This is a genomic window from Haloarcula onubensis, from assembly GCF_031624605.1.
Taxonomy (GTDB): Archaea; Halobacteriota; Halobacteria; order Halobacteriales; family Haloarculaceae; genus Haloarcula; species Haloarcula onubensis.
The window spans coordinates 300,125-320,702 of record NZ_JAMQOS010000005.1 but is presented as its reverse complement, the minus strand read 5'-3'; the positions used below and the strand labels follow the sequence as shown (position 1 = coordinate 320,702).

19 protein-coding genes and 1 pseudogene are annotated in these 20,578 nt (G+C 69.2%); 6 read left to right on the top strand and 14 right to left on the bottom strand.

The features are described from left to right. Window positions 1-2: 2 nt before the first annotated feature. Window positions 3-1,271, bottom strand: coding sequence for a heme ABC transporter ATP-binding protein (locus tag NDI86_RS16245; protein WP_310901492.1), 1,269 nt, complete (start codon window positions 1,269-1,271; stop codon window positions 3-5). After that, the gene (btuC, locus tag NDI86_RS16240; protein WP_310901491.1) at window positions 1,268-2,338 is read right to left on the bottom strand and encodes a vitamin B12 ABC transporter permease BtuC; all 1,071 of its coding nucleotides are present in this window, start codon (window positions 2,336-2,338) and stop codon (window positions 1,268-1,270) included. Before btuC ends, NDI86_RS16245 begins: the two co-directional genes overlap by 4 nt. Window positions 2,339-2,397: 59 nt before the next feature. Between btuC and NDI86_RS16235 the strand changes: the two genes are divergently transcribed. Both NDI86_RS16235 and NDI86_RS16230 read left to right on the top strand, forming a co-directional pair. Beyond that, the gene (locus NDI86_RS16235; RefSeq protein ID WP_310901490.1) at window positions 2,398-3,426 is read left to right on the top strand and encodes a PGF-CTERM-anchored ABC transporter substrate-binding protein; all 1,029 of its coding nucleotides are present in this window, start codon (window positions 2,398-2,400) and stop codon (window positions 3,424-3,426) included. A 185-nt stretch (window positions 3,427-3,611) separates the two neighbouring features. After that, window positions 3,612-4,703 carry a GNAT family N-acetyltransferase gene (locus NDI86_RS16230; RefSeq protein ID WP_310901489.1) on the top strand — a complete coding sequence of 364 codons (1,092 nt, stop codon included), beginning with the start codon at window positions 3,612-3,614 and terminating at the stop codon, window positions 4,701-4,703. Here NDI86_RS16230 and NDI86_RS16225 read toward each other — a convergent pair whose 3' ends face one another. Next, window positions 4,704-5,900, bottom strand: a complete 1,197-nt coding sequence (locus tag NDI86_RS16225; protein ID WP_310901488.1) for an NAD(P)/FAD-dependent oxidoreductase — start codon at window positions 5,898-5,900, stop codon at window positions 4,704-4,706. It abuts the gene before it with no gap. Between the two features lie 88 nt (window positions 5,901-5,988). Next, window positions 5,989-6,963 (bottom strand): phosphomevalonate decarboxylase MvaD, encoded by a 975-nt coding sequence (gene mvaD, locus NDI86_RS16220; protein WP_310901487.1) that lies wholly within the window; start codon window positions 6,961-6,963, stop codon window positions 5,989-5,991. Between the two features lie 226 nt (window positions 6,964-7,189). On the opposite strand from mvaD, the gene NDI86_RS16215 reads away from it, so the two are divergent. Then, the gene (locus tag NDI86_RS16215) at window positions 7,190-7,366 is read left to right on the top strand and encodes a DUF7317 family protein (RefSeq protein WP_310901486.1); all 177 of its coding nucleotides are present in this window, start codon (window positions 7,190-7,192) and stop codon (window positions 7,364-7,366) included. 69 nt (window positions 7,367-7,435) lie between these two features. On the opposite strand, the gene NDI86_RS16210 is transcribed toward NDI86_RS16215, so the two are convergent. Both NDI86_RS16210 and msrA read right to left on the bottom strand, forming a co-directional pair. Beyond that, window positions 7,436-7,972 carry a cob(I)yrinic acid a,c-diamide adenosyltransferase gene (locus tag NDI86_RS16210; RefSeq protein ID WP_310901485.1) on the bottom strand — a complete coding sequence of 179 codons (537 nt, stop codon included), beginning with the start codon at window positions 7,970-7,972 and terminating at the stop codon, window positions 7,436-7,438. Window positions 7,973-8,034: 62 nt separating this feature from the next. Continuing rightward, window positions 8,035-8,703, bottom strand: a complete 669-nt coding sequence (msrA, locus tag NDI86_RS16205; protein WP_310901484.1) for a peptide-methionine (S)-S-oxide reductase MsrA — start codon at window positions 8,701-8,703, stop codon at window positions 8,035-8,037. Between the two features lie 177 nt (window positions 8,704-8,880). Between msrA and NDI86_RS16200 the strand changes: the two genes are divergently transcribed. The 3 genes from NDI86_RS16200 (at window position 8,881) to NDI86_RS16190 (ending at window position 9,726) form a co-directional block, all read left to right on the top strand. Further along, window positions 8,881-9,051: a DUF7838 family putative zinc beta-ribbon protein gene (locus NDI86_RS16200; RefSeq protein WP_310901483.1), complete on the top strand. Its 171-nt coding sequence runs from the start codon at window positions 8,881-8,883 to the stop codon at window positions 9,049-9,051. 70 nt (window positions 9,052-9,121) lie between these two features. Continuing rightward, the gene (locus tag NDI86_RS16195; RefSeq protein ID WP_310901482.1) at window positions 9,122-9,319 is read left to right on the top strand and encodes a DUF7511 domain-containing protein; all 198 of its coding nucleotides are present in this window, start codon (window positions 9,122-9,124) and stop codon (window positions 9,317-9,319) included. A gap of 38 nt (window positions 9,320-9,357) precedes the next feature. Next, window positions 9,358-9,726 carry a response regulator gene (locus NDI86_RS16190; protein WP_310901481.1) on the top strand — a complete coding sequence of 123 codons (369 nt, stop codon included), beginning with the start codon at window positions 9,358-9,360 and terminating at the stop codon, window positions 9,724-9,726. On the opposite strand, the gene NDI86_RS16185 is transcribed toward NDI86_RS16190, so the two are convergent. The 8 genes and pseudogenes from NDI86_RS16185 to NDI86_RS16150 all read right to left on the bottom strand — a co-directional run bounded on the left by NDI86_RS16185 (window position 9,723) and on the right by NDI86_RS16150 (window position 20,577). Further along, the gene (locus NDI86_RS16185; protein WP_310901480.1) at window positions 9,723-13,550 is read right to left on the bottom strand and encodes a PAS domain S-box protein; all 3,828 of its coding nucleotides are present in this window, start codon (window positions 13,548-13,550) and stop codon (window positions 9,723-9,725) included. The genes NDI86_RS16190 and NDI86_RS16185 overlap by 4 nt on opposite strands. A gap of 55 nt (window positions 13,551-13,605) precedes the next feature. Continuing rightward, complete coding sequence (gene gcvPB / locus NDI86_RS16180; protein WP_310901479.1) at window positions 13,606-15,045, bottom strand: aminomethyl-transferring glycine dehydrogenase subunit GcvPB; 1,440 nt, start codon at window positions 15,043-15,045, stop codon at window positions 13,606-13,608. Further along, the gene (gene gcvPA / locus NDI86_RS16175) at window positions 15,042-16,361 is read right to left on the bottom strand and encodes an aminomethyl-transferring glycine dehydrogenase subunit GcvPA (RefSeq protein WP_310901478.1); all 1,320 of its coding nucleotides are present in this window, start codon (window positions 16,359-16,361) and stop codon (window positions 15,042-15,044) included. Before gcvPA ends, gcvPB begins: the two co-directional genes overlap by 4 nt. Before the next feature lie 136 nt (window positions 16,362-16,497). Then, complete coding sequence (gene gcvH / locus NDI86_RS16170; RefSeq protein ID WP_310901477.1) at window positions 16,498-16,881, bottom strand: glycine cleavage system protein GcvH; 384 nt, start codon at window positions 16,879-16,881, stop codon at window positions 16,498-16,500. Further along, on the bottom strand, window positions 16,878-17,963 hold the full coding sequence (gene gcvT, locus NDI86_RS16165; protein ID WP_310901476.1) for a glycine cleavage system aminomethyltransferase GcvT: 1,086 nt from the start codon (window positions 17,961-17,963) through the stop codon (window positions 16,878-16,880). Before gcvT ends, gcvH begins: the two co-directional genes overlap by 4 nt. A gap of 173 nt (window positions 17,964-18,136) precedes the next feature. Further along, window positions 18,137-18,409, bottom strand: a pseudogene (locus NDI86_RS16160) (ABC transporter substrate-binding protein); the annotation flags it as partial. Between the two features lie 162 nt (window positions 18,410-18,571). Then, on the bottom strand, window positions 18,572-19,447 hold the full coding sequence (locus NDI86_RS16155) for an ABC transporter ATP-binding protein (RefSeq protein ID WP_310901475.1): 876 nt from the start codon (window positions 19,445-19,447) through the stop codon (window positions 18,572-18,574). After that, window positions 19,447-20,577: a FecCD family ABC transporter permease gene (locus NDI86_RS16150; RefSeq protein ID WP_310901474.1), complete on the bottom strand. Its 1,131-nt coding sequence runs from the start codon at window positions 20,575-20,577 to the stop codon at window positions 19,447-19,449. The genes NDI86_RS16155 and NDI86_RS16150 overlap by 1 nt, the downstream gene beginning before the upstream one ends. Between the last annotated feature and the right edge of the window lies 1 nt (window position 20,578).

Sequence of the window (20,578 nt, the reverse complement as noted above, 5' to 3'; positions counted from 1 at the left end):
CGCTATCGGTTTTGCCCTTCCCTCGACTCGACGCGTCGGTCCTCGCGGGGTAGTTCGCCGTCGGTCGGGAGCCCGGCGACGGCGTCGCGCAGCGTCTCGACCGTCGCCACGGTCGTCCGGGGCGATTCGATTGCTGGCACGCCCTCGCCGTCGACGGCGACGACCCGCTCGGCCGCGGCGACGACCGACTCGTTGGCGTCGCCCACGTCGCCGGCGACCACGACGGCGTCGGCCCCGCGGGCGAGTTCCGTCGCCCGCTGTCGGGAGTCCCCGTCGACGCCGGCGAAGGGCGGGACCGTCACCACCTGACAGTCGAGGTCACGGGCGCGCTCGGCGGCCGCGTCGCCGGCGGGGACCACGCCCACGGAGACCGTCGCGCCGGCGGCGACCAGTCGGGCGAGGGCCGCTGCGGCCTGCCCGCCGGTACCGACGACGTGGACGGTCCGGTCGACAGACTCGCGGTCGGGGAGCGGGGTCACGAGCGGCGCGTCGGCCCCCGGCTGGCCGGTGACCAGCGTCTCGGCGTCGAAGGCGTCGGCGAGCGTCCCCGACTGCAACACTTCCCGGGGCTCGCCCGCGGCGCGGACCTCGCCGTCGGCCAGCAAGACGAGTTCGTCGCAGTAGCGCGCGGCGAGGTTCAGGTCGTGGATGGCCGCGACGGCGGTCTTGCCCTCCCGGGCGAGGGCAGCGACCAGTTCCAGCGTGTTGACGGCGTGGTTGATGTCGAGGTTCGAGGTCGGTTCGTCCAGTAGCAAGACGGGCGTCTCCTGGGCGAGCGCGCGGGCCAGCACCACGCGCTGGCGCTCGCCACCGGAGAGGGAGGTGACGGGGCGGTCGGCAAAGCGGGCCACGTCAGCGCGTTCCATCGCGGCGTCTACGGCGTCCGCGTCGTCGCTGTCGGCCCGCTCGAACCGGCCGAGGTGGGGCGTCCGTCCCATCTCGACGGTCTGGCGGACGGTGAAATCGAATGAGAGCGTCGTCGCCTGGGGCGTGCTGGCGACGCGCTGGCTCACCTGCTTCGAGGAGAGGCCGTCGATGGGGTCGCCCGCGACGCGGACGGAGCCGCTGTCGGGCGAGAGCGTCGCCCGCAGGACTCTGAGGGTGGTCGTCTTGCCGGCGCCGTTGGGGCCGACGAGGCCGACGACGGCGCCACATTCGGCGGTCAGCGAGACGTCCGAGAGTATCCGGGTCCCGCCCAGCGACACCGAGATGTCCGCGGCTTCGAGCATCGGAATCGGTTCGCCGTCGTGGCCCTGGCCGGAGCGACTCATAGCTCGTGGACCTCCCGCTTTCGCAGCAGGTAGAGGAAGAAGGGCGCGCCCAGCGCGGCGGTGACGATACCCACCGGTAGCTCCGCGCTGCCCGACCGGGCCAGAGTGTCCGTCGCCACGAGAAAGGAGGCCCCGGCCAGCGCCGACGTGGGCAGCAGGACGCGGTGGTCCGGCCCGACGAGCAGCCGCATCACGTGAGGGACGATGAGACCGACGAAGCCGATGATACCCGCGACGGCGACGCCGGCCGCGGTGGCGAACGAGGCAAGCGCGAGCAGTACCCGCTTGGTGCGCTCGACCTCGACACCCAGGCTCTGGGCGTCCTCCTCGCCCAGCAGCATCACGTTCAGGTCCCTGGCGTAGACCAGCAGGAGGGCGAACGGAATCGCGACCAGCAGGAGGCTGGTCCACACCTCGGGCCAGGCGGCGCCCTTGAGGTGGCCCATCAGCCAGAACAGCGCCCGGCGGATGCTCTCGCCGGCGTTCAACAGGAGGAAGGAGACGACCGCGCCCAGGAACGTCTGGACGGCGACGCCGGCGAGCAGGAGGGTCGCCACGGGGGTTCGCCCGTTCTCCGTCGCGATGAGGTAGACGCCGAAGGCGGCCACGAGCGCTCCGGCGAAGGCCGCCGCGCGCAGGCCCAGGCCAAACGGGAGGCTCGCCCCGGCGACGATGAAGCCGACGGCGCCGACGGCCGCGCCCGACGAGACGCCGATGATTGAGGGGTCGGCCATCGGGTTGCGGAAGATGCCCTGCATGATAGTGCCGGCGGCCGCGAGCGCGAAGCCGACGACGGCGCCCAGCAGGATACGTGGAAGTCGGATACCCATGACGATCCGGCGCTGAATCGGCGAGACGCGGAATCGAAAGACCGATGCGGTCGTCACGTCGACGGCCGCGCCGGAGATGTCGACCGCTGTCGGGACGGCGACGGCGTTGAGCAGGACCTGCGCCACGTCCGCGGGCGGAATCCACACCGGGCCGATGCCGGCGCTCACCGTGACGACGGCGACCAACAGCGCCGACAGGGCCAGCGACCACGCGGCCGTTCTCCCGGAAGTTCGCACTACCTAAAACCCACTTGCAGTAGGTAAATATTTATTGTTCCCAGTCGGCCGTTGTGACGATGCGACGACTTTCGACATTCGTCGTCGGCCTGCTGGTACTCGCGTCCGTGGCGGCGACGCCGGCGGCCGCGAGCGCGACACAGGCCGGCCAGCGCTGTGCGTTCCCGGTGACGATGACCGACGCGACCGGGACCGAAGTGACCATCGAGGACCGCCCCGACCGGGTGGTGACGACCAACCCCTCGGCCGCCCAGACGATGTGGGAAATCGGCGGCCGGGACCAGGTGGTCGGGCTGACCCAGTACGCCGCGTATCTCGACGGCGCGGACAGTCGGACGAACGTCTCGGCCAGTTTCGGCGTGAGCCGCGAGACGGTCGTCGGGACGAACCCGGACCTCGTCATCGCGCCCAACGCCAGCGCCGGGGAGGTCCAGGGGCTTCGCGACGCCGGGCTGACGGTCTATCACCTGCGGGAGGCAAAGACCATCGAGGACATCGCCGAGAAGACCACGACCATCGGGCGTCTGACCGGCAACTGCCAGGGGGCGGCCGACACCAACACCTGGATGAACGCGAACGTCGACACCGTGCGGCGCCTGACCGCCGACGTCGAGGACGACCCGCGAGTGCTGTACTCGCTGGGCGGGGGGTACTACGCCGGCGGTGACACGTTCATCGACGCCCTCTTCGAGGTGGTCGGCGCCGACAACGTCGCCGCGCGCGACCACGCCGGCTACCCGCAACTGAGCGACGAGGTGGTACTGCAACTGAACCCGGAGGTGCTCGTCGTCACCGACCGGACCACCGGTATCGCGAGCGCGGAACCGTTCGCCAGCACGCAGGCCGGGCGGACGAACAGCACGGTCCGTGTCAACGTTCGCGACCTGAACCAGCCCGCCCCCCGCAGCGTCGTCTACGTGGTCCGCAACATGACCCGACAGCTCTACTTCGGCCCGGATGCGGCCGCCGGCGCGACGGGGGCGGCCACTCCGACCGCGACCGGTGCCGACGGCCCCGGCTTCACCCCCGTGGGCGCAGTACTGGCCGCGCTGGTCGCGACGGCGCTGGTCGCCCGCCGACGGCGCTGACGCGACACAAGCTCTCGGTACCGACCCCTCCGTGACGATTACTCGCACCGTCGCTCCGCCCGCCGCGTGGTAAGACCGCAGTAGGGAGCGATGGCCGGGGTTACGGTTTCCGGGGGCCGGCGACCCCGCTACAGGGATGTCATAACAACCACCCGCCCGGTCGAATTGCGCGCGCGTTTCCTCCCATGTCAGAGTACGATATCCGCTGGTATCGACCGGCCGACAGAGCACAGTTTCTCGACCGCTACGCCGAGGTGCTGGACACCTGGAGCCACAGCCCGGAGTGGTTCGACTGGAAGTACGTCTCGAACCCGTACGTCGACCACGTCCCGATAGTCGTCGCCACGGCGGACGGCGACCTCGTCGGCGCGCGCGGCTTCTTCGCGCTCCCGATGGTCGTCGACGGCGAGCCGCGTCGCACGCTCCAGCCCTGTGACACCATGGTCCACCGCGACCACCGGGGACGGGGGCTGTTCGCCCGGATGGCCGAGCGGGCCATCGAGCGCTATCGAAAGCGGGAGGCGCCCTTCCTCTTTGGCTTCGCGACCGAGCAGAGCGGTGAGGCAGACCGGAATCTCGGCTGGCGGCGCGTCGGTACGGCTCCGCTCGCCTACCGCGTCGAGAACGTCACGCCGCTGCTCGCCGCGCAGACGACGGCGCCCGGACACCAGTTCGCCGGGAACATCGCGACCGAGGTCGTCTCGGTGCACAACCGGTTGCGGGAGTCGCGTGGCGACGGGTCGCCCGACGCGCGTATCCGCCGCGAGGAACCGGTCCCGGCCGAGACGCTGGCAGACATCTACGCCGACGCTCCGCCCGAGACGATACACGCCCACCGGGACCCGGCGTTCTATCGGTGGCGGCTCTCGAACCCGAACTGGAACTACACCGCCCTCATCGGCGAGTCGGGGGGCGAGCGAGCGGCCGTCGTCGTCGCGCGCACGCCGCCGGGGAAGCGGTACGGGCCGGAGATTACCAGGGTGGCCGAGGTCGTCCCCCTGGCCGACCACGCGGGCCGCGAACGGCTCCTGCGGGCGCTACTGGCCGAGGTCCGCGGGGCGTTTCCGGGTTCGGACCTCTTCGTCGCGCCGGCGACGATGCCCGACACCGTCCTCCGGGACCAGGGGTTCTACCGCGAGGGCGCGCCGCCGCTGTCGTACCTGCGCAGCGGCCGCCCGCACCTCGTCCGGGCGCTCGACTCCTGGGCGCCCGGCGGCCGGGCGCTCACCGACGGCGACAACTGGACCACGACGCTGCTCGAACTCGATACGGGGTAGTCACTCCGTCTCCGAGACGTCGACGATGTCGTCGGTCGCCGGGTCCTCGCTCTCCTCGGCGATACCCAGTTCCTCCCGGACGAGGTCGGTCGCCTCCCGTATCGCGCCGACGCTGCCCAGGTAGCCCGCGCCGACGGTCGTCTTGAGCGCCAGCGCCGGCCGACCCGTCACGACCGTTGGCCCGACCTTCGCGACGGCGTCGTCGCCGACCGAGACCAGCCAGCCGGGCACGTCGAACCGGTAGCGGGCGAGTCGCGGTTCGAACCCGTCGGCGTCCCCGCGGCGATGCTCGACCAGCGCGCGAACGTTGTCGGCGGCGACGCTGGCCTCGCGGATAGCCGCCGCCGCGCTGGCCGGGACGGCCGTGCCGTCGCTGTCGACGACCCGAGCCGCGTCGCCCACGGCGTAGGTCGAATCGCCCAGACGGAGGTCCGCGCGCACGACCGGCCGGTCGTCGTCGAGCGCCGGCGACCCCGTGATGCCACCGGTCCAGACGAACTGCTCGTAGTCGAGGTCGCTGCCGGTCGCCAGCGTGATGGTCCCAGCGTCGGCCCGCTCGACGGCGGTCCCGGTCCGCACCGACACGCCGGCGTCCAGCAGAGCGTCGTGGACGGCCCGCTGGAACGCGGCCGGGAACGCCGGAGCGACCTCGGACTCCTGTTCGAGCAGGCAGACCTCGACGCCGAGATTCCGTTCTCCGGCCAGGGCCGCGAGTTCGCCGGCGACCTGGACGCCCGACAGCCCCGCGCCGCCGACGACGACGCGGTCGCCGTCGGCCAGGTCGAGGAACTCCCGGCGTATCTCGCGGGCGTCCGGGAGCCGTTTCAGCGGCGTCGCGTGCTCTTTGACCCCCGGCAGGCCGTAGTACGCCGTCCGCGCGCCGAGACAGACCGCGCCCACGTCGTAGGAAAGCGTCTCCTCGCCGCCGCTCGGGGGTTCGAGCGTGGCCGCTCCGGCGTCGGCGTCGACGCCGGTGACCGTCGCCTGCCGGACCTCGCAGTCGAGCGCGTCCGTGAGCGTGACGGTTATCTCGTCGGCCAGCCCCGGCCGGCGGACGACCCGGTGGAGTTCGTGCTGGACGAGGTGGTCCGTCGATTCGTCGACGACGACCAGGTCGGCGTCGGCGGGGAGGCTCCGTTCGAGCGTTCGCGCGAGCGTCAGACCGGCGTAGCCGGCACCGAGGACGGCGACTTGCATTGGCCGGGGTTAGGACTGAACGGGGATAATGTTGTTTGCGAACGGGGAAAGAGCGCCGAGCGCTCTCGAACGACACAGAAAGGTCGAGTCAGAACAGCGCGTCGTCCTCGGGAAGCACTTCGGCGGGACCGCCGACTTCCCAGACGCGGGTGTCGACGCCACACTCGGCAATCGCGTCCTCCACGCGGTCCACGTACGCCTCGGTGGTGTTGACGTAGGTGCTCGCGCCGGTGTCGACCGAGAAGTACACCGGGATGTCCTCCTCGCTGCGGAGTTCGCGGACGGTGTTGAAAATCTCGATGGTGCGGGGCTGCCAGTACACCCAGCCGGCGGGACCGGTCATCGTCGTCGCGGCCAGCGACAGCGAGTCGTGCTCGGCCAGTTCGAACGCCCGAGCGAAGTCGGCGTCGTAGAGGGCGTCGCGCATGTCCGAAATCTGGTACTGGATGTGGGCCATCCGGGCCTGGAACATGTGGCTGTCGGCGGCCTCCTTGTGGGCGGCCTCGGTCTCCTTGTAGGAGGGGACCATCCCGGCGACGATGCGCAGGTCGTCTTCGAGGTCGGTCTCGATGCGCTCGCTGCGGCAGTCCCGGTCGTTGACGCCGGTCTTGAGGTGGGAGAAGGCGCCCGTCACCGCGCGGGCCGCCGACGCGGAACCGCGGCGCGCGACCGTCGAGATTTCCGGGCGGGTCATGTCCAGCCCCGCGGCCTCGACCAGCGCCGTCGCCGCGGCGGCAAAGCCCGACGAGGAGGAGCCAAAGCCGATGTTCGTCGGGAAGTCGTTGGTCGACTCGAAGCGGACGTGGTGGTCGATGCCCGCCAGCTCGCGGACGTGGTCGACGACCGAGTCGATGCGCTCGGCGCCCCGGCCCTCGACGTCCTCCCCGTCGATGACGTAGCTGTCCGCCGCGAGCGACGGGTCGAACTCGACGGTGGTCTTGGTCCGACTCGGCGCCGTGCTGACCGAGATGCTGTCGTGGTACGGCATCCGCCGCTGCTCGTCGCGCATCCCGTGGTACTTCACCAGCCCCTGGATGGGGTGGGCCTTCGCTGTGGCTTTCATACCTCACCCTTCCGGGCCGGTCACTTTGCTATTGCGAACCGGGCCGGTGGAGCGCGTGTCGGCCCGGCGCGTCGGGCGGAACGGACACGCCACACCGTTCTTCCATATTGGTCGCGTTATAGTAGACGTTCGAAAGATTATACGACCACTAATACTCAATGTGTGCTACTTATTGTCTGAGAAACTTTAATACCTAGTCGCGTTACGGTCCAGACGAGGAAAAACGATGTCACACACCTCCCTCACGACGGCGCTGACGCTGTACTACGGCGGAACCCTCGGGCTGGAGCAGGCCGCGGCCTACGGCGGCGTAGGGACCGGGAAGCTGGCCTCGGAGCTTCGTTCGCGGGGCTTCGACGTTCGCGAAGAAGACTGGGACCTGCTGGCCGAGGCCGCGAACTGAGCCGGCTCGCTGGCGCTCCGTCACTCTGCCCTCTTTACCCCTCCCGACGCCGGGTCGGCGCGACCCCCGTCAGTACTCGGGGCTCTCCTCCCGGACGCCCTCTCGCTTGTTGACCAGCCGCGCGAGCGTAAAGAGCGTGTCCGAGAGCCGGTTGAGATAGATGATGGCAGTGCCGTTGACCCCGGCCTCCTCGGCGGCCAACGAGACACAGCGCCGTTCCGCGCGCCGACAGACCGCCCGGGCGTGGTGGAGCTTCGCGCCCGGTTCCGACCCGGACGGCAGGATAAACGACTCGAGCGGGTCGAGTTCCTCCTCCGCGTCGTCTATCATGTCCTCGATGGCGTCTACGTGGGCCTCGGTGATCCGGGGGTCGTCCTCGTCGGGACTCGGGTTCGCGAAGTCGGCCTGGACGATGTGGAGGTGGTTCTGGATGGTCCGCAGGTCGTCGTCGATGTCGTCGTACCCGGTCGGCCGGACGACGCCGACCAGCGCGTTGACCTCGTCGACGGTTCCGTAGGCCTCGATTCGCCGGGAGTCCTTCGAGACGCGGTCCATCGTCCGCAGGTCGGTCTGGCCCTGGTCGCCGCGGCCGGTGTAGATGGTCATGTTCGTGTTGGGGCTGCCACGGTCTTATATGCTCGCCGGGGAGTCAGCGTTGGCGACGGCGCTCACAGCCGCCGTTCGAGTTCGGACAGCGCCGCCGGCGTCAGTTCGACCGCCGCGAGGACCGCCTCGCGCTGGTCGGGGTCACCGTGGCCCGCGACGAAGCCGTTCAGCCGCGCCGCGGCCGTCGAGTCGACCAGCGCCGGCCCGTAGATATCTTCGAACTCGGCGCCCAGGACCGGCGTCGAGCGGAGCTCGTACTTCTGGTGGTACTTCTCCGCCAGCGTGAACGAGTCGAGCGACTCGACGGCCGTCGCGACGGCCTTGCCGGTGCGGTCTTCGAGGGCCGCCGCCGAGGCGTCGGCCGCCGCCCGCTGGCCGTCGTCGTGGGCCAGCACGACGCCCCGGTACTGGCGCTTGTGCGCCGCCGAGAAGGGGTTGTGGTTCGCCCAGAACACGTCCAGCAGGTCCTCGTACGCCAGTGTTTCCGGGACGTACTCGACCTGGACGACCTCCGTGTGGTCGCCAAGCGAGTAGTAGCTCGGATTCGGCGCCGTGCCGCCCGCGTAGCCGACGCGGGTCCGGACGACGCCAGGCATCGCGCCAAAGCGGGCGTCCGGCCCCCAGAAACAGCCCATCCCGAACGTCGCCGTCTCCGTCTCCGCGGGCGCGAGCGCGTCGGCGTCGACCTGCAAGGCGGTGAGTGGCGGCTGGTGGTCCTCGGCCGTAGTCATGCGATACTGTAGGTGGTCTACCGGTTTGCCTGTTCGGGTCCAGACGTGCGTGAACGGAGACACCGGCAGCCGGCGTTACCGAGGAGACGCTGGCACGCAGTGAGAGCGGCGATTGCAGAACCCGATTCACTTTCTAGAACCGGGAGCTTCAATTGCGCCCGCGTACAAGCCGGTCCCATGAGCCTCGAACTGGAGCACTACTGTCCGGAGTGCGAGGAGTACCGCGAGTTCTGGAAGGTCGCCAGCACGACGATGCATCTCGGGCAGAAAGTCAAGTGGCACTGCGGCGAGTGTGACTACGGCTTCGTCCGCATCGACGGCGAAGTCGACACCGCACAGAGCGCCTGAGCGCTATATACCGGTACCGAGAGGTCCTAGAAGCGGTTTTATCTGCCCCTTCGGACAGACCACATGCAGGATGAGCCTGGACCCAGCGGGGGTGGCCTCGGCCGCCACCGACCGACCGGACGTGGAACTGGCACTGACCGTCGTCCGCTACGCGGACGGGCCGGACCGCTGTACGATGTACCCGCCGGACCTGACCGGCGACGCGCGGCTGTCGACGTGGCTGAGTGCTGACCACGGCGTGTTCGTCGACCTCGCGGCGATGCGGTGACCGTAGGTTTTTATTTCGGAAGGAAGTACACCTACGAGATGAGTATCGATGTTCTCCTGGTCGACGAGGACACGGACGTGCTCGAAATCGTCCAGACGTTTCTCGAACAGGAGGACGACCTCGACGTGACGAGCGAGGCTGACCCCGAGACGGCGCTGGAACGGGCGCTGACCGACGAGTACGACGTCGTCGTCAGCGACTACAAGATGCCGCGTCTCGACGGGCTGGAGCTGTGTACGGCGCTGCGCGATTCGGGACGGGCGATTCCGTTCCTGCTGTTTAGCGCCCGCGAGCCCGACGACGTGCGGGCGGCGGCCGACGAGGCCGGCGTGACCGGCTTCGTCCAGAAAGGGACCGGGACCGAGCAGTACAGCGTCCTGGCCGAGAAGATACGCGCCGCGACCTAGGTGTCGGTCCGCGGGAGCGCCAGCGTGACCGACGCGCCATCGGCCGCGTTCTCGAACCGCACCGTGCCGCCGTAGGACTCTGTCACCCAGATGACGAGCCACAGGCCCAGCCCGCTCCCGTGGCTCAACTGGGTTATCGGCTCGTTGCCGGTCAGCACGTCGAGTTCGTGGTCCGGGATGCCCGGCCCGTCGTCGGTGACGGTGACAGAGACCATCTCGGGAGCGGGGTCGACATCGACGGCCACCGACGGCTCCGCGCCGGCGTGTTCGAGGGCGTTCTCGACCAGTTCGCCGACGACCCGTCTCAGGCGGCCGTCCGCCGCCATGACGGGCGTCTCCGGCACGGAGACATCTATCGACGTCCCGTACTGGTCGGCGTACCGCGTGGCGACCGACGCGACGGTCTCGGTCACGTCGAGGGGCGCCGTGTCGGCGTCGTCCCGGCGCACCGAGCGCTCTATCTCGCGAGCGCGGTCGCTGAGGGAGGCTATCTGTTCGCCCTTCCGGAGGAGCCGTTCGAGCAGCGAGCGGGTGGCCTCGTCGTCGGCCCGTTCGTGGAGTTCGTCGGCGAGCCCGAGGACCACCGTCAGGTCGTTGCGGAGGTTGTGGCGCAACACGCGGTTGAGGACTTCCAGCCGGCGCTCGCGCTCTATCTGTTCGGTGATGTCGGTGTAGATACCGAAGCTCCAGACGCGGCCGTCGTCCCGGCGGTACGGGACGCCGCGAAAGAGGAAGTCGCGGAAGCCATCGGCGGTGCGACGACGGATTTCGGCCTGGACGGTCTCGCCGTCGGCACCCCGCTCGTCGAGCCGGTCGGCCTCGCGCTCGGCCTCGTCGTCCGGCGGGAGGATGTAGTCGTTGAGGTCGCCGTCGAGGACGGTCCTGCGGTCGAGCCCGAACACGTCGGTGAAGGCGGGGTTGACCGAGCGGACCAGCGGGGCGTCGTCGGTGAACTCCGTCTCGACGACGGCGTCGGGGAGGTTGTTGAACAGGTACGAGAAGCGGTCCCGCTCGTCGCGCAACTCCTCGCGGGTCTGTTCCAGTTCGGTCCGGTCGCGCACGACGCCGGCGGTGCCGCGGAACGACGCTTCGTCGATGAGCGACACCGCTATCTCGACCGGACGCTCCTCGGCGTCGGCCGTGTGCAGCGTCGTCTCCATCAGTATCGTCCCTCCCTCCTCGGTCCCGCGGAGGTCACGAATCCGCGCCTCGAACGCGGCGACCGAGGCCTCGTCGAGGATGGCCCGCGGGTGGCGGCCGTGCAGCTCCGCGCGCTCGTAGCCCAGATAGTCGGCCAGCGTCTCGGTGACGAGCTGGAAGCGGCCGTCGTCGTCGAGGACGTACACCATGTCCCGGACGTTCTCCATGACCGTCTCGTAGCGCAGCAGGTCCTGTTCGCGTTCGACGCGGTCCAGCGCGGCCGCGGCGTTCGAGGCGAGGATTTCGGCGACGGAGACGTCGGCGTCCTCGAAGGCGGCTTTCTCGTAGGTGGCGACGCTCAACACGCCGTGGTCGTCGAGCGGGACGTACATCGCCGCCTTCGCGTCCCGGTCGTCGTAGTCGCTCACGTCCTCGAAGTCGACACGGAGGGTCTCGCCGCGCTGGTAGGCCTGGCCCGGGAACGCCTCGTCGGCGTCGTACACCGGCCGGTCGGGCATCCCGTCGGTCCCGGCGACGGGCGCCAGCGTGTCGGTCTCCTCGTCGTAGAGGCGCACGAGGTTCAGGTCGAACCCCAGTTCGGACTCGGCGGCGTCGACGACAGTCTCGGCGACGGCCTCTGCGGTGTGGGCCTGCATCAGCGACCGCGTCGTCTCCAGCAGCGCGGAGAGCTTCTGGTCGCGTTCCTTCTGCTCGGTGATGTCGTGGAAGTACACCGAGAGCCCGTTGGCCGACGGGTAGGCGTTGACGCGGAACCACCTGTCGACCGGCGGGTAGTACTCCTCGAAGTCGACCGGCTCCTGTGTCGCCATGGCCTCGTGGTAGGCGTCGTAGAACTGGGCGCCGACGGCCTCGGGGAACATCTCCCAGAGGTCCTCGCCCATCACCTCCTCGGCGGACCGGCCCAGCACTTCCTCGGCGCGGTGGTTCCAGTAGGTCAGCGTCCAGTCGTCGTCGACGGCGAAGAAAGCCGCCCCGATGCGGCCGAGAATCTGCTCGATGCGACGGTTGGCCTCCCGGAGCTTTCGCTCGCGCTCCTTGCGCTCGGTGATGTCGCGGATGATGCCCGCCGTCCCCTCGAAGCGCTCGCCGTCGTCGTCCCACACCAGCGTCATGTGGTCCTCGGCCGGGAACGAGTCGCCGTCGGCGGGCAGTATCTCGAGGTCGAACGTCTCCTCGTCGTCGTCGCGCTCGTCGAATATCATCGACCGGACGATGGATTCGGCCCGTTCGACCACCGCGTCGTCTTTGATGTGGCTGGTGTGGGCCCCGAGGAGCTCCGACGCCTCGTAGCCGGTCAGCTCGGTCATCGCGTCGTTGACGAGTTCGAAGTGACCCGTCTCGTCGAGCGCGTAGATGCCGTCGTCGACGGCCTCGATGACGGTCTCGTACCGCTCGAGGGCGGCTTTGCGCTGGCGCCGCTCCAGTTCGCGGCTCGTCCACTCGGCGAGCAGCTTCGTGAACGTCTGCTCGCTCTCGGAGAACGGCTCCGTTCGGGGGGTCTCGTCGGCGAAACAGAGCGTCCCGTACAGCTCGCCGTCGACCACGACCTTCCCCCCGAGATAGCAGGCGATGCCCGACACCTGGTAGGCCATATCGTCTTCCCACCCCTCCGCGGCCGCGTCGGTGACGCCGTACAGCTCCCGGTCGTCCTCGATGATGCGGCGGCAGTACGTGTTCGACAGGTCCGTCTCGGCGCCGGACTGGATGACGTCGTGGTCGCCGACGACGGAGACGACCTCGTAGTCGCTCCCGTCGATGCGCGAGAGGTACCCAAGCGAGAGGTCCAGGCGCTCGGCACCGAGTTCGAGGACGCGGTCGATTATCTCGTCGTCCGAGAGCGTCTCGCTCGTCGCCAGCTGTGTCAGTTGCTGGAGCGACTCGTTGTTCCGCTCCAGTTCCCGTTCGCGGAACTTGCGCCCGGAGATGTCCCTGATAACGCCGGTACAGTACCACGCCCCGTCGTGGGTGAAGTCGCTGAACGACACCGCGACGGTGATGGTGTCGCCGTCCGCGGTCAGTATCGGGAACTCCAGATACTCCCAGTCGACGGAGCGCTCGCCGGTTTCGAGGTACTCGCCGACGCTGTCGAGATGTGGTTGCCCCATCCCGTCTGGCATGATGTCGGTGAACGGGCGGCCGACGAGGACCTCGCGGTCGTAGCCGGTCATGTCGGCGGCGGCACCGTTGGCGTAGGCGATTCGCGAGTCGGCGTCGATAGTGATGACGGCGGTCGAGATGCTCCCGGCTATCGTCTCGTAGGAGCCGGCCAGCGACCCGTCCAGCCGACTGGGCTCCGCGTCCCGGAGCAGCGCGCGGAGCCGGTCCGTCGGGTCGGTCTCGCTCCGCGGGACGTACTCGGTCACGTCGAGCCGTGTCGCGGCGGCGGCCACGCGACCGTCGGGTTCGTCGGTACACAGGACGACCGGCACTGCCGGGTAGTCGGCACGCACTGCTTTCAGCACCGCCAGCCCGTCCAGCCCCGCGTCGGGAGCGTGGTCACAGACGACGGCGGCGACGGCGGTCTCACCGAGGACGGCGAGCGCGCTATCGACGGCACTCGCCGTCCGAACTGGTCGGTCGAAGTGCCGACTCAGCGGACGGGAGACACCGCCGTCAGTGGCCGGCTCGGGACGGACGTGGAGGATAACTGCCTGCTCGGACATTCGCTTCAGTAGTTGTACTGACCGGTGCTACCACATAAATGGGCGGTCGGAATTATCACTGCTCGGAATCGAGCGCCTGCCAGGAGAGGCGCGGACTCCGGGCCGCCCGTACCTGGTCGATGCGGCCCGCCGCGGTCCGGCTGGGCGCCCGTGCCAGGGTCCCGTCGTCCTCGCCGTGGACGGCCTCGAATGCGGCGGCCAGCTGGTCCAGCGAGCGCCGGCTCTCGCCCTCCGTCGGCTCGGTCATCAGCGCTTCGTCGACGATTTCGGGCCACTTCGTCGTCGGCGGATGAACCCCGTGGTCTAACATCCCCTTGGCCACGTCGGCGGCGTCCTGCGGGGCCGCGCTGGCGACGAACTCGTGGTGGAACGGGCCGAAGGGCACCTCGTAGGGGATTTGCTCGGCGAGGTAGTTCGCGTTCAGGACGGCCTTCGCGCTGGCGTCCGCGAGCCCCGCATCGCCAAGTCGTGCGATGTAGGCGAACGCCTTCACCAGCACGGGCCAGTTGCCGTAGTAGCCGTGGACCTTCCCGATGGAGTCGTCGGGCCGGTAGTACTCGTAGTCGCCGCGGCCGTCGCCGTCGCGCTCGCGGACGTGGGGGTCGGGGAGGAACTGCGCCAGCGCCTCGGTGACGCCGACCGGGCCGGCACCGGGCCCGCCGCCGCCGTGCGGTGTCGCGAAGGTCTTGTGGACGTTGTAGTGCATCACGTCGAAGCCCATGTCGCCGGGTCGTGCCCGGCCGAGCAAGGCGTTGAGGTTCGCCCCGTCGTAGTACAGCAGCCCGCCGGCGTCGTGGACGATATCGGCAATCTGTTCGATGTCGCGCTCGAACAGGCCGAGCGTGTTCGGGTTCGTCAGCATCAGCGCCGCCGTCTCGTCGCCGACGGCGGCCGCCAGCGCGTCGAGGTCCACCCGACCGTCGTCCCCGCTTGGCAGTTCGACCACGCTGTATCCGGCCATCGCCGCCGTGGCGAAGTTGGTGCCGTGGGCCGAGTCCGGGATGACGACCTCAGAGCGGTCGTCGCCGTTGGAGTCGTGGTAGGCCTTGGCTATCCGGATGCCGGTGAACTCCCCGGCGGCGCCCGCCGGCGGTTGGAGCGTCACGGCGTCCATCCCGCCGATGTCGCCCAGATACTGTTGCAGCCGGTGACAGAGCGCGAGCGTCCCCTGGACGGTGCTGTCGGGCCGGTCCGGGTGGACCGCCGCCGCCGGTAGGGAGGCGATATCCTCGGTGAAGGAGGGATTGTACTTCATCGTACAGGAGCCAAGCGGGAAGGGGCCGCTCTCGACCCCGTAGTTCATCTGGGAGAGGCGCGTGTAGTGGCGGGCCAGTTCGGGCTCTGCGGGCGCCGGCAGCGTCAGCGAGTCCCGTGTCAGGTCGTCGGGCAGCGCCGACGACTCGACCTCGACCGTCTGTGACGCCTTCTCCGAGAGCAGTGGCTCGTAGCGCTCGCCGTCGTCGTCGCGCCAGTTCGCCTGCGTGTATCGAGTCATCGCGCCACCTCCGCGAGCGCGCCGACGAGTCCATCTTCGGCCTCGGCGGTCACCTCCGTCGCGGCGACCTGTATCAGGTGCTCGCTGACCTCGTGGACGGCGTAGCCGGTCGCGGCGAGGTCCTCGACGACCGCGTGGGCGGGCTGGTCGGTGTGGGCGACGAACTCCCGGAAGTGGTGGCCGTCGTGGACCGGCGCCTGCACCCCGACCACGTCGTCGAGCCTGGCCGCGAGGTCCCGCGGGCGGGTCACGCAGTCCTCCGCGAGGTCCACGAGGCCGTCGGGACCGAGCCAGGCCGCGTGTATCGCCGTCCGCAGGGCCACCCAGGCCTGGTTCGTACAGATGTTCGAGGTCGCCCGCTCCTTGCGGATGTGCTGTTCGCGGGTCTGTAAGGTCAGCGTGTAGGCCCGCCGGCCGTCGGCGTCCTCGCTGGCCCCGACCAACCGACCGGGGACCTGCCGGAGATACTCCTCGCGCGTGACGAACATCCCGAGGCCGAAGCCGTAGGCCGTCCCGGTGCCGAGCGAGGCGGCGTCGCCCACGACCACGTCGGCGCCCACGTCGGCGGGCCGTTCCAGCAGCGAGAGCGCCACCGGGTCCGACCCCAGACAGAACAGGGCGTCGTGCTCGTCGGCGAGGGCGCCGACGTCGGCGAGGCGCTCCTCGACGACGCCACGGACGGTCGGCGTCTCTGCGTACACCATCGCCACGTCCTCGTCGAATCGCTCGGCGAGCCCCTCGACGTCGGCTTGCCCGTCGGCCATCGGATACGTCTCGACCGCGAGCCCGGGGCCGTCGGCGTAGTTCGAGAGCACCGCACGCTTGCCCGCTCGGAGCTGTTCGGGGACGAGAATCGTCTCGCCCGACACCGAGCGAGCGCGCTGGGAGAGCGTCGCCGCCTCGCCCAGCGCCGTTGCCTCGTCGTACATCGAACAGTTAGCCACGTCGAGACCGGTCAGTTCGACCAGCATCGACTGGTACTCGAAGAGGGCCTGGAGAAAGCCCTGGGCGATTTCGGGCTGGTACTGCGTGTAGGAGGTCAGAAACTCCGACCGGCCGGCGAGGTCGTCGACCACCGACGGGACGTAGTGGGCGTAGTGGCCGCGGCCGAGGAACTCGGTCAGGTCGTCGTTCCGGCGGAGCAACCCCGCCGCCTCGCGACGCGTCTCTCGCTCTCCGCGGGCCTCGATACCGAACTCGCCGTCGAACGCGACCGAGTCGGGGACGTCGAACAGGGCCTCGACGTCGTCGACGCCGACGGCCGCGAGCATCGCCGCCGTCTCGCTGTCGGTGTGGGGCGCGTATGGGCTGGTCATGGTGGCTGTCCCGAAAAGTGGCGTACGGTCCCGCGAGCGGACATTGCTATGCGTAGTTACGGGTGGCCGCATATGATTATCTCGATTCTACCGACCCCCGGGTCGGCACCGGCCACGAGAAAGCAGTGACTGAGACCTACGCTATCTGGTCGCGGTACGCGTCGGCGTCGAGCAGGTCGTCGAGTTCGCTCTCGTCGGCCACCTCGACCTCCAGCATCCACCCCTCGCCGAAGGGGTCGTCGTTGACCAGTTCGGGCTCGTCGAACAGCGCCTCGTTGACCGCCCGGACGGTGCCCGAGACGGGCGCGTAGATGTCCGAGACGGCCTTGATGGACTCGACGACGCCGAAGTCCTCGCCCGCCGTGAGTTCGTCGCCCTCGTCGGGGAGTTCCACGAACACCACGTCGCCGAGTTCGTCCTGCGCGAAGTCGGTGATACCGACGCGCGCGGTGCCGTCGTCGGTGCTGACCCACTCGTGCGATTCCAGATACCGGCGGTCGTCGGGTACAGTGAAGCTCATCTGTCAATAAATGGCGTCGCCCGGGTACGTGCTTCCTTCGGTTCGCCGCGGATGACGACCCGGAGCTCGCGCCCCGGTTCGGCGTGCTCGGTCGGGACGTACGCGAGCGCGATTGGGACCCCCAGGGTCGGGCTCATCGTCCCGCTGGTGACGTGACCCAGCGTCGCGCCGTCGGCGTCGGTAATCTCGTAGCCGTGACGCGGGACGCCGCGGTCCAGCAGTTCCAGCCCGACGAGTCGCTCCGCAACACCCTCGCGCTCCTGGGCGGCTAAGGCGTCTCGACCGACGAACTCGGTATCGACGGCGACGGCCCAGCCGATGGCGGCCTCGTAGGGCGTCCGTGGCTCGTCCCGCGGGTGAAACTCCTCGCCCGAGAGCAGAAAGCCCATCTCCAGTCGCAGGGTGTCGCGCGCGCCGAGCCCGCAGGGCTGGCACTCCAGGACTTGCCACACCGTCTCCGCGTCGGCCGCCGGCCAGAGAATCTCGAAGCCGTCCTCGCCGGTGTAGCCGGACCGGGCGACGAGCGAGTCGACGCCGGCGACGGCGCCGCTCGCCACTTCGAGTCGAGCGAGCGAGTCGAGGTCTACTGTCGTCTCCCCCGCCAGCAGGGCTCTGGCGTCCGGGCCCTGTAGCGCGGCCATCGCGAACTCCTCCGTCCGGTTGGTGACCGTGGCCGTCAGTCCCCACTCGTCGCGATGGGTTACCCACCGTTCGGTCATCTCTCCGTCGTGGCCCGCGTTCGGGATGAAGAGGTAGTCGTCCTCGGTGTCCGCGGGCAACCGGTAGACGATGGTGTCGTCGAGCAAGATACCCTCCTCGTCAGTGATACCCGCGTACTGTGCATCACCGGGTTCCAGTTCGGCGACGTCGTTCGTCGTGAGCCGCTGGGTGAGTTCGAGCGCGTCGGGGCCGGTGACCGTAATCTGGCCCATGTGCGAGACGTCGAACTTCCCGACGCCCTCGCGAACGGCCGTGTGTTCCGCGCGTATCGAGTCGAACTCGACGGGCATCTCCCAGCCGCCGAAGTCGGTGAGGGTGGCGCCCTCGAACACCCCCGCCAGCGGGGGTTGTCTAAGTGTCATAGGTGATGACTGGCCGCCGGCGACCTTACGAGTTGGCCTTCGAGGGGGGACAAGTAAACCACATAGCGCGATAGCAAATCGGGTCGGGTCGCGATGACGGGGGCTCTGCAGCGACACAAAACTCGGCGCGGTAGTTACGGAGCGAAAATCCGGCCGTGTGGCCGTCGCGAGGGTCAGACGTCGCCCGTGACGACATCCGCGACCCGCTGGCGGTCGAACAGTTCCTCGCCGCTCGTGACCGTGCCGAACTCGTCGGGGAACAACTGCTGTGTGGCCCGCTCGGTCAGGAACAGGTTCTGTATCGGCCCCTGGTTGAGGAAGCCGCCGCGGTACACCCGGCCGTTCCGGACGGCGGTCAGTTCGCTCCCGACCGGGTGCTCGCGCATGTACCCCAGCACGACATCGCGGAACGCAGCCGGCGACTTCCGCTCGTGGCCCCGAATCATAGTGTCGCCCCTGGGGCGACCGACTGAGACAGGTCGTCGATATCGCCGGTCTGGACGCCCGCAGCGTCGCGTAGAGCCCGTCAGCCGCTAACAGTTCCTCGTGGTCGCCACGCTCGACGATGGGGCCGTCTCGGCCGTCGGTTCGCCGTCAGTCGACACCCGTTACTCCTCGATTGCGCTGTGCGGGGCGATGTGCGGGCCGGTCGGACTCTCGCCGTCGACGGTCGCGTCGACGCGGAACACGTCGGCCAGCAACTGCTCGGTGACGACCTCCTTTGGCGGCCCCCAGTCGTACAGCGACCCGTCCTGCATGGCGATGAGATTGTCGGCAAAGCGGGCCGCCTGACCGATGTCGTGGAGCACGATGCCGACGGTGACGCCCGCCTCGCGGTTCAGCGTCCGGACGACCGACAGGACGCGTAGCTGGTGGTGGAGGTCCAGAAACGTCGTCGGCTCGTCGAGCAACAGCACGTCGGTCTCCTGGGCCAGCACCATCGCTATCCAGGCGAGCTGTTTCTGCCCGCCACTGAGGTTAGTCATCTCGCTCTCGCGGAGGTGGTCGACGCCGGCGAGGTCGATGGCGCGGTCTACGGCCGCCTGGTCCGCGTCGGTGACTGACTCGAAGAAGCCCCGATGTGGGTAGCGGCCGTGGTAGACGAGGTCCTCGACCGTGATGGTCCCGGGCGACTCGTTCTCCTGAGAGAGCAGCCCCAGTTCGCGGGCCAGTTCCTTCGAGCCGAACGACTGGATGCGGTCGCCGTCGAGCAGAATCCGCCCCGCCTCTGGCTGGAGCTGGTCGGCCATCGTCTTCAGGAGTGTGCTCTTGCCGCTCCCGTTCGGACCGACCAGCGCGGTCACCTCCCCGGCCGGCAGCAGGACGCGCTCGCACTCGACCACCGGTTCGTCGGTCGTCGGGTAGCCGATGGCGAGGTCATCGCCGACCAGTTCGCTCGGGTCTGTCTGTGTCTCGTCCGCCGCGGTCGACTCGACCGCCGACCGCTCGTCGGCGGCCTCCGAGGGCAGTCCCGTCCCCGGCATCAGATTTCCCCCATCTTGTCCTGTTTGCGCATCAGGTAGAGGAAGTAGGGTCCGCCGACCAGTCCGGTGACGATGCCGACGGGAATCTGTGTGTCCGAACCCGCGAGCACGCTCATACCGAGGCGAGCCCCGACATCGGCCCCCACCATCAGCGCGGGCCCGGCGAACAGGCAGCCGACGATGAGTTGCTTGTAGTCGCTCCCGACGATGTTGCGGACCATGTGCGGGACGATGAGGCCGACGAAGCCGACGATGCCGGCGACGGCGATGCTGGCGGCGGCGGCCAGCACGGCGACGCCGGAGAGGGCAAAGCGGACCTTCTCGACGGACATCCCGAGCGCGTTCGCGGTCCGCTCGCCCAGCAACAGGACGTTCAGTTGCCGGGAACCGACAAGCGCCAGCCCCATCGCGACGACCGTCCAGGGCAGGGCCATCCTGACCTGCTCCCAATCGGTCCCCGTCAGCGACCCGGTCGTCCACGCGATGGCGCTCTGGACCACGCCGAGGTCGTCGGCGAAGAAAAAGAGCGCCGTCTGGAACGACTGGCATATCGTCCCGACGATGACCCCCGCTAACACGAGTCTGACCGGCGAGGTCCCGTTCTTCCAGGCGATGGCGTAGACGACGAGGAAGGCCACGGCCCCGCCCAGCGCCGCCGCCAGCGGCAGGAACGCCGACAGTCCGGTGAACACGAACAGCGTGAGCAGAATCATCAGCCCCGCGCCCGAGGAGACGCCGAGGACGAACGGACTGGCGAGTTCGTTGCGTGTGACCGCCTGGAAGATGGCCCCCGAGACGGCGAGGTTCATCCCCACGAGGATAGCGACGAACACCCGTGGCAGCCGGATGTTCCAGACGATGAGGCTCTCCGTGGTCATCTCCGGCATCTCCGTCCCCCAGAGGAACGCGTCCCACGCCTGCAGGCTGAAGACGACGTTCGGGTTGAACACGGCGCCCCACGCATCGGCGATGGTCATCGAGTAAGCGCCGTTGCTCACCTGGACGAGTCCGCCGGCGAGGACGACGGCCAGACTCGTCAGGCAGAGGGTCGCCAGCGAGCCATCGACCCAACCCAGCCAGCACTCCCGCCGGCCGGTCGCCGCGCTCCCGGAGTCGGGTTCCCCGCGCATC

What these genes read in the sequence shown, in the direction of transcription:
- NDI86_RS16245 (WP_310901492.1), bottom strand. Translation starts at nt 1,271, where the DNA reads ATGAGTCGCTCCGGCCAGGGCCACGACGGCGAACCGATTCCGATGCTC.
- NDI86_RS16235 (WP_310901490.1), top strand. Translation starts at nt 2,398, where the DNA reads ATGCGACGACTTTCGACATTCGTCGTCGGCCTGCTGGTACTCGCGTCC.
- NDI86_RS16230 (WP_310901489.1), top strand. Translation starts at nt 3,612, where the DNA reads ATGTCAGAGTACGATATCCGCTGGTATCGACCGGCCGACAGAGCACAG.
- NDI86_RS16225 (WP_310901488.1), bottom strand. Translation starts at nt 5,900, where the DNA reads ATGCAAGTCGCCGTCCTCGGTGCCGGCTACGCCGGTCTGACGCTCGCG.
- mvaD (WP_310901487.1), bottom strand. Translation starts at nt 6,963, where the DNA reads ATGAAAGCCACAGCGAAGGCCCACCCCATCCAGGGGCTGGTGAAGTAC.
- NDI86_RS16215 (WP_310901486.1), top strand. Translation starts at nt 7,190, where the DNA reads ATGTCACACACCTCCCTCACGACGGCGCTGACGCTGTACTACGGCGGA.
- NDI86_RS16210 (WP_310901485.1), bottom strand. Translation starts at nt 7,972, where the DNA reads ATGACCATCTACACCGGCCGCGGCGACCAGGGCCAGACCGACCTGCGG.
- msrA (WP_310901484.1), bottom strand. Translation starts at nt 8,703, where the DNA reads ATGACTACGGCCGAGGACCACCAGCCGCCACTCACCGCCTTGCAGGTC.
- NDI86_RS16200 (WP_310901483.1), top strand. Translation starts at nt 8,881, where the DNA reads ATGAGCCTCGAACTGGAGCACTACTGTCCGGAGTGCGAGGAGTACCGC.
- NDI86_RS16195 (WP_310901482.1), top strand. Translation starts at nt 9,122, where the DNA reads ATGAGCCTGGACCCAGCGGGGGTGGCCTCGGCCGCCACCGACCGACCG.
- NDI86_RS16190 (WP_310901481.1), top strand. Translation starts at nt 9,358, where the DNA reads ATGAGTATCGATGTTCTCCTGGTCGACGAGGACACGGACGTGCTCGAA.
- NDI86_RS16185 (WP_310901480.1), bottom strand. Translation starts at nt 13,550, where the DNA reads ATGTCCGAGCAGGCAGTTATCCTCCACGTCCGTCCCGAGCCGGCCACT.
- gcvPB (WP_310901479.1), bottom strand. Translation starts at nt 15,045, where the DNA reads ATGACTCGATACACGCAGGCGAACTGGCGCGACGACGACGGCGAGCGC.
- gcvPA (WP_310901478.1), bottom strand. Translation starts at nt 16,361, where the DNA reads ATGACCAGCCCATACGCGCCCCACACCGACAGCGAGACGGCGGCGATG.
- gcvH (WP_310901477.1), bottom strand. Translation starts at nt 16,881, where the DNA reads ATGAGCTTCACTGTACCCGACGACCGCCGGTATCTGGAATCGCACGAG.
- gcvT (WP_310901476.1), bottom strand. Translation starts at nt 17,963, where the DNA reads ATGACACTTAGACAACCCCCGCTGGCGGGGGTGTTCGAGGGCGCCACC.
- NDI86_RS16155 (WP_310901475.1), bottom strand. Translation starts at nt 19,447, where the DNA reads ATGCCGGGGACGGGACTGCCCTCGGAGGCCGCCGACGAGCGGTCGGCG.
- NDI86_RS16150 (WP_310901474.1), bottom strand. Translation starts at nt 20,577, where the DNA reads ATGCGCGGGGAACCCGACTCCGGGAGCGCGGCGACCGGCCGGCGGGAG.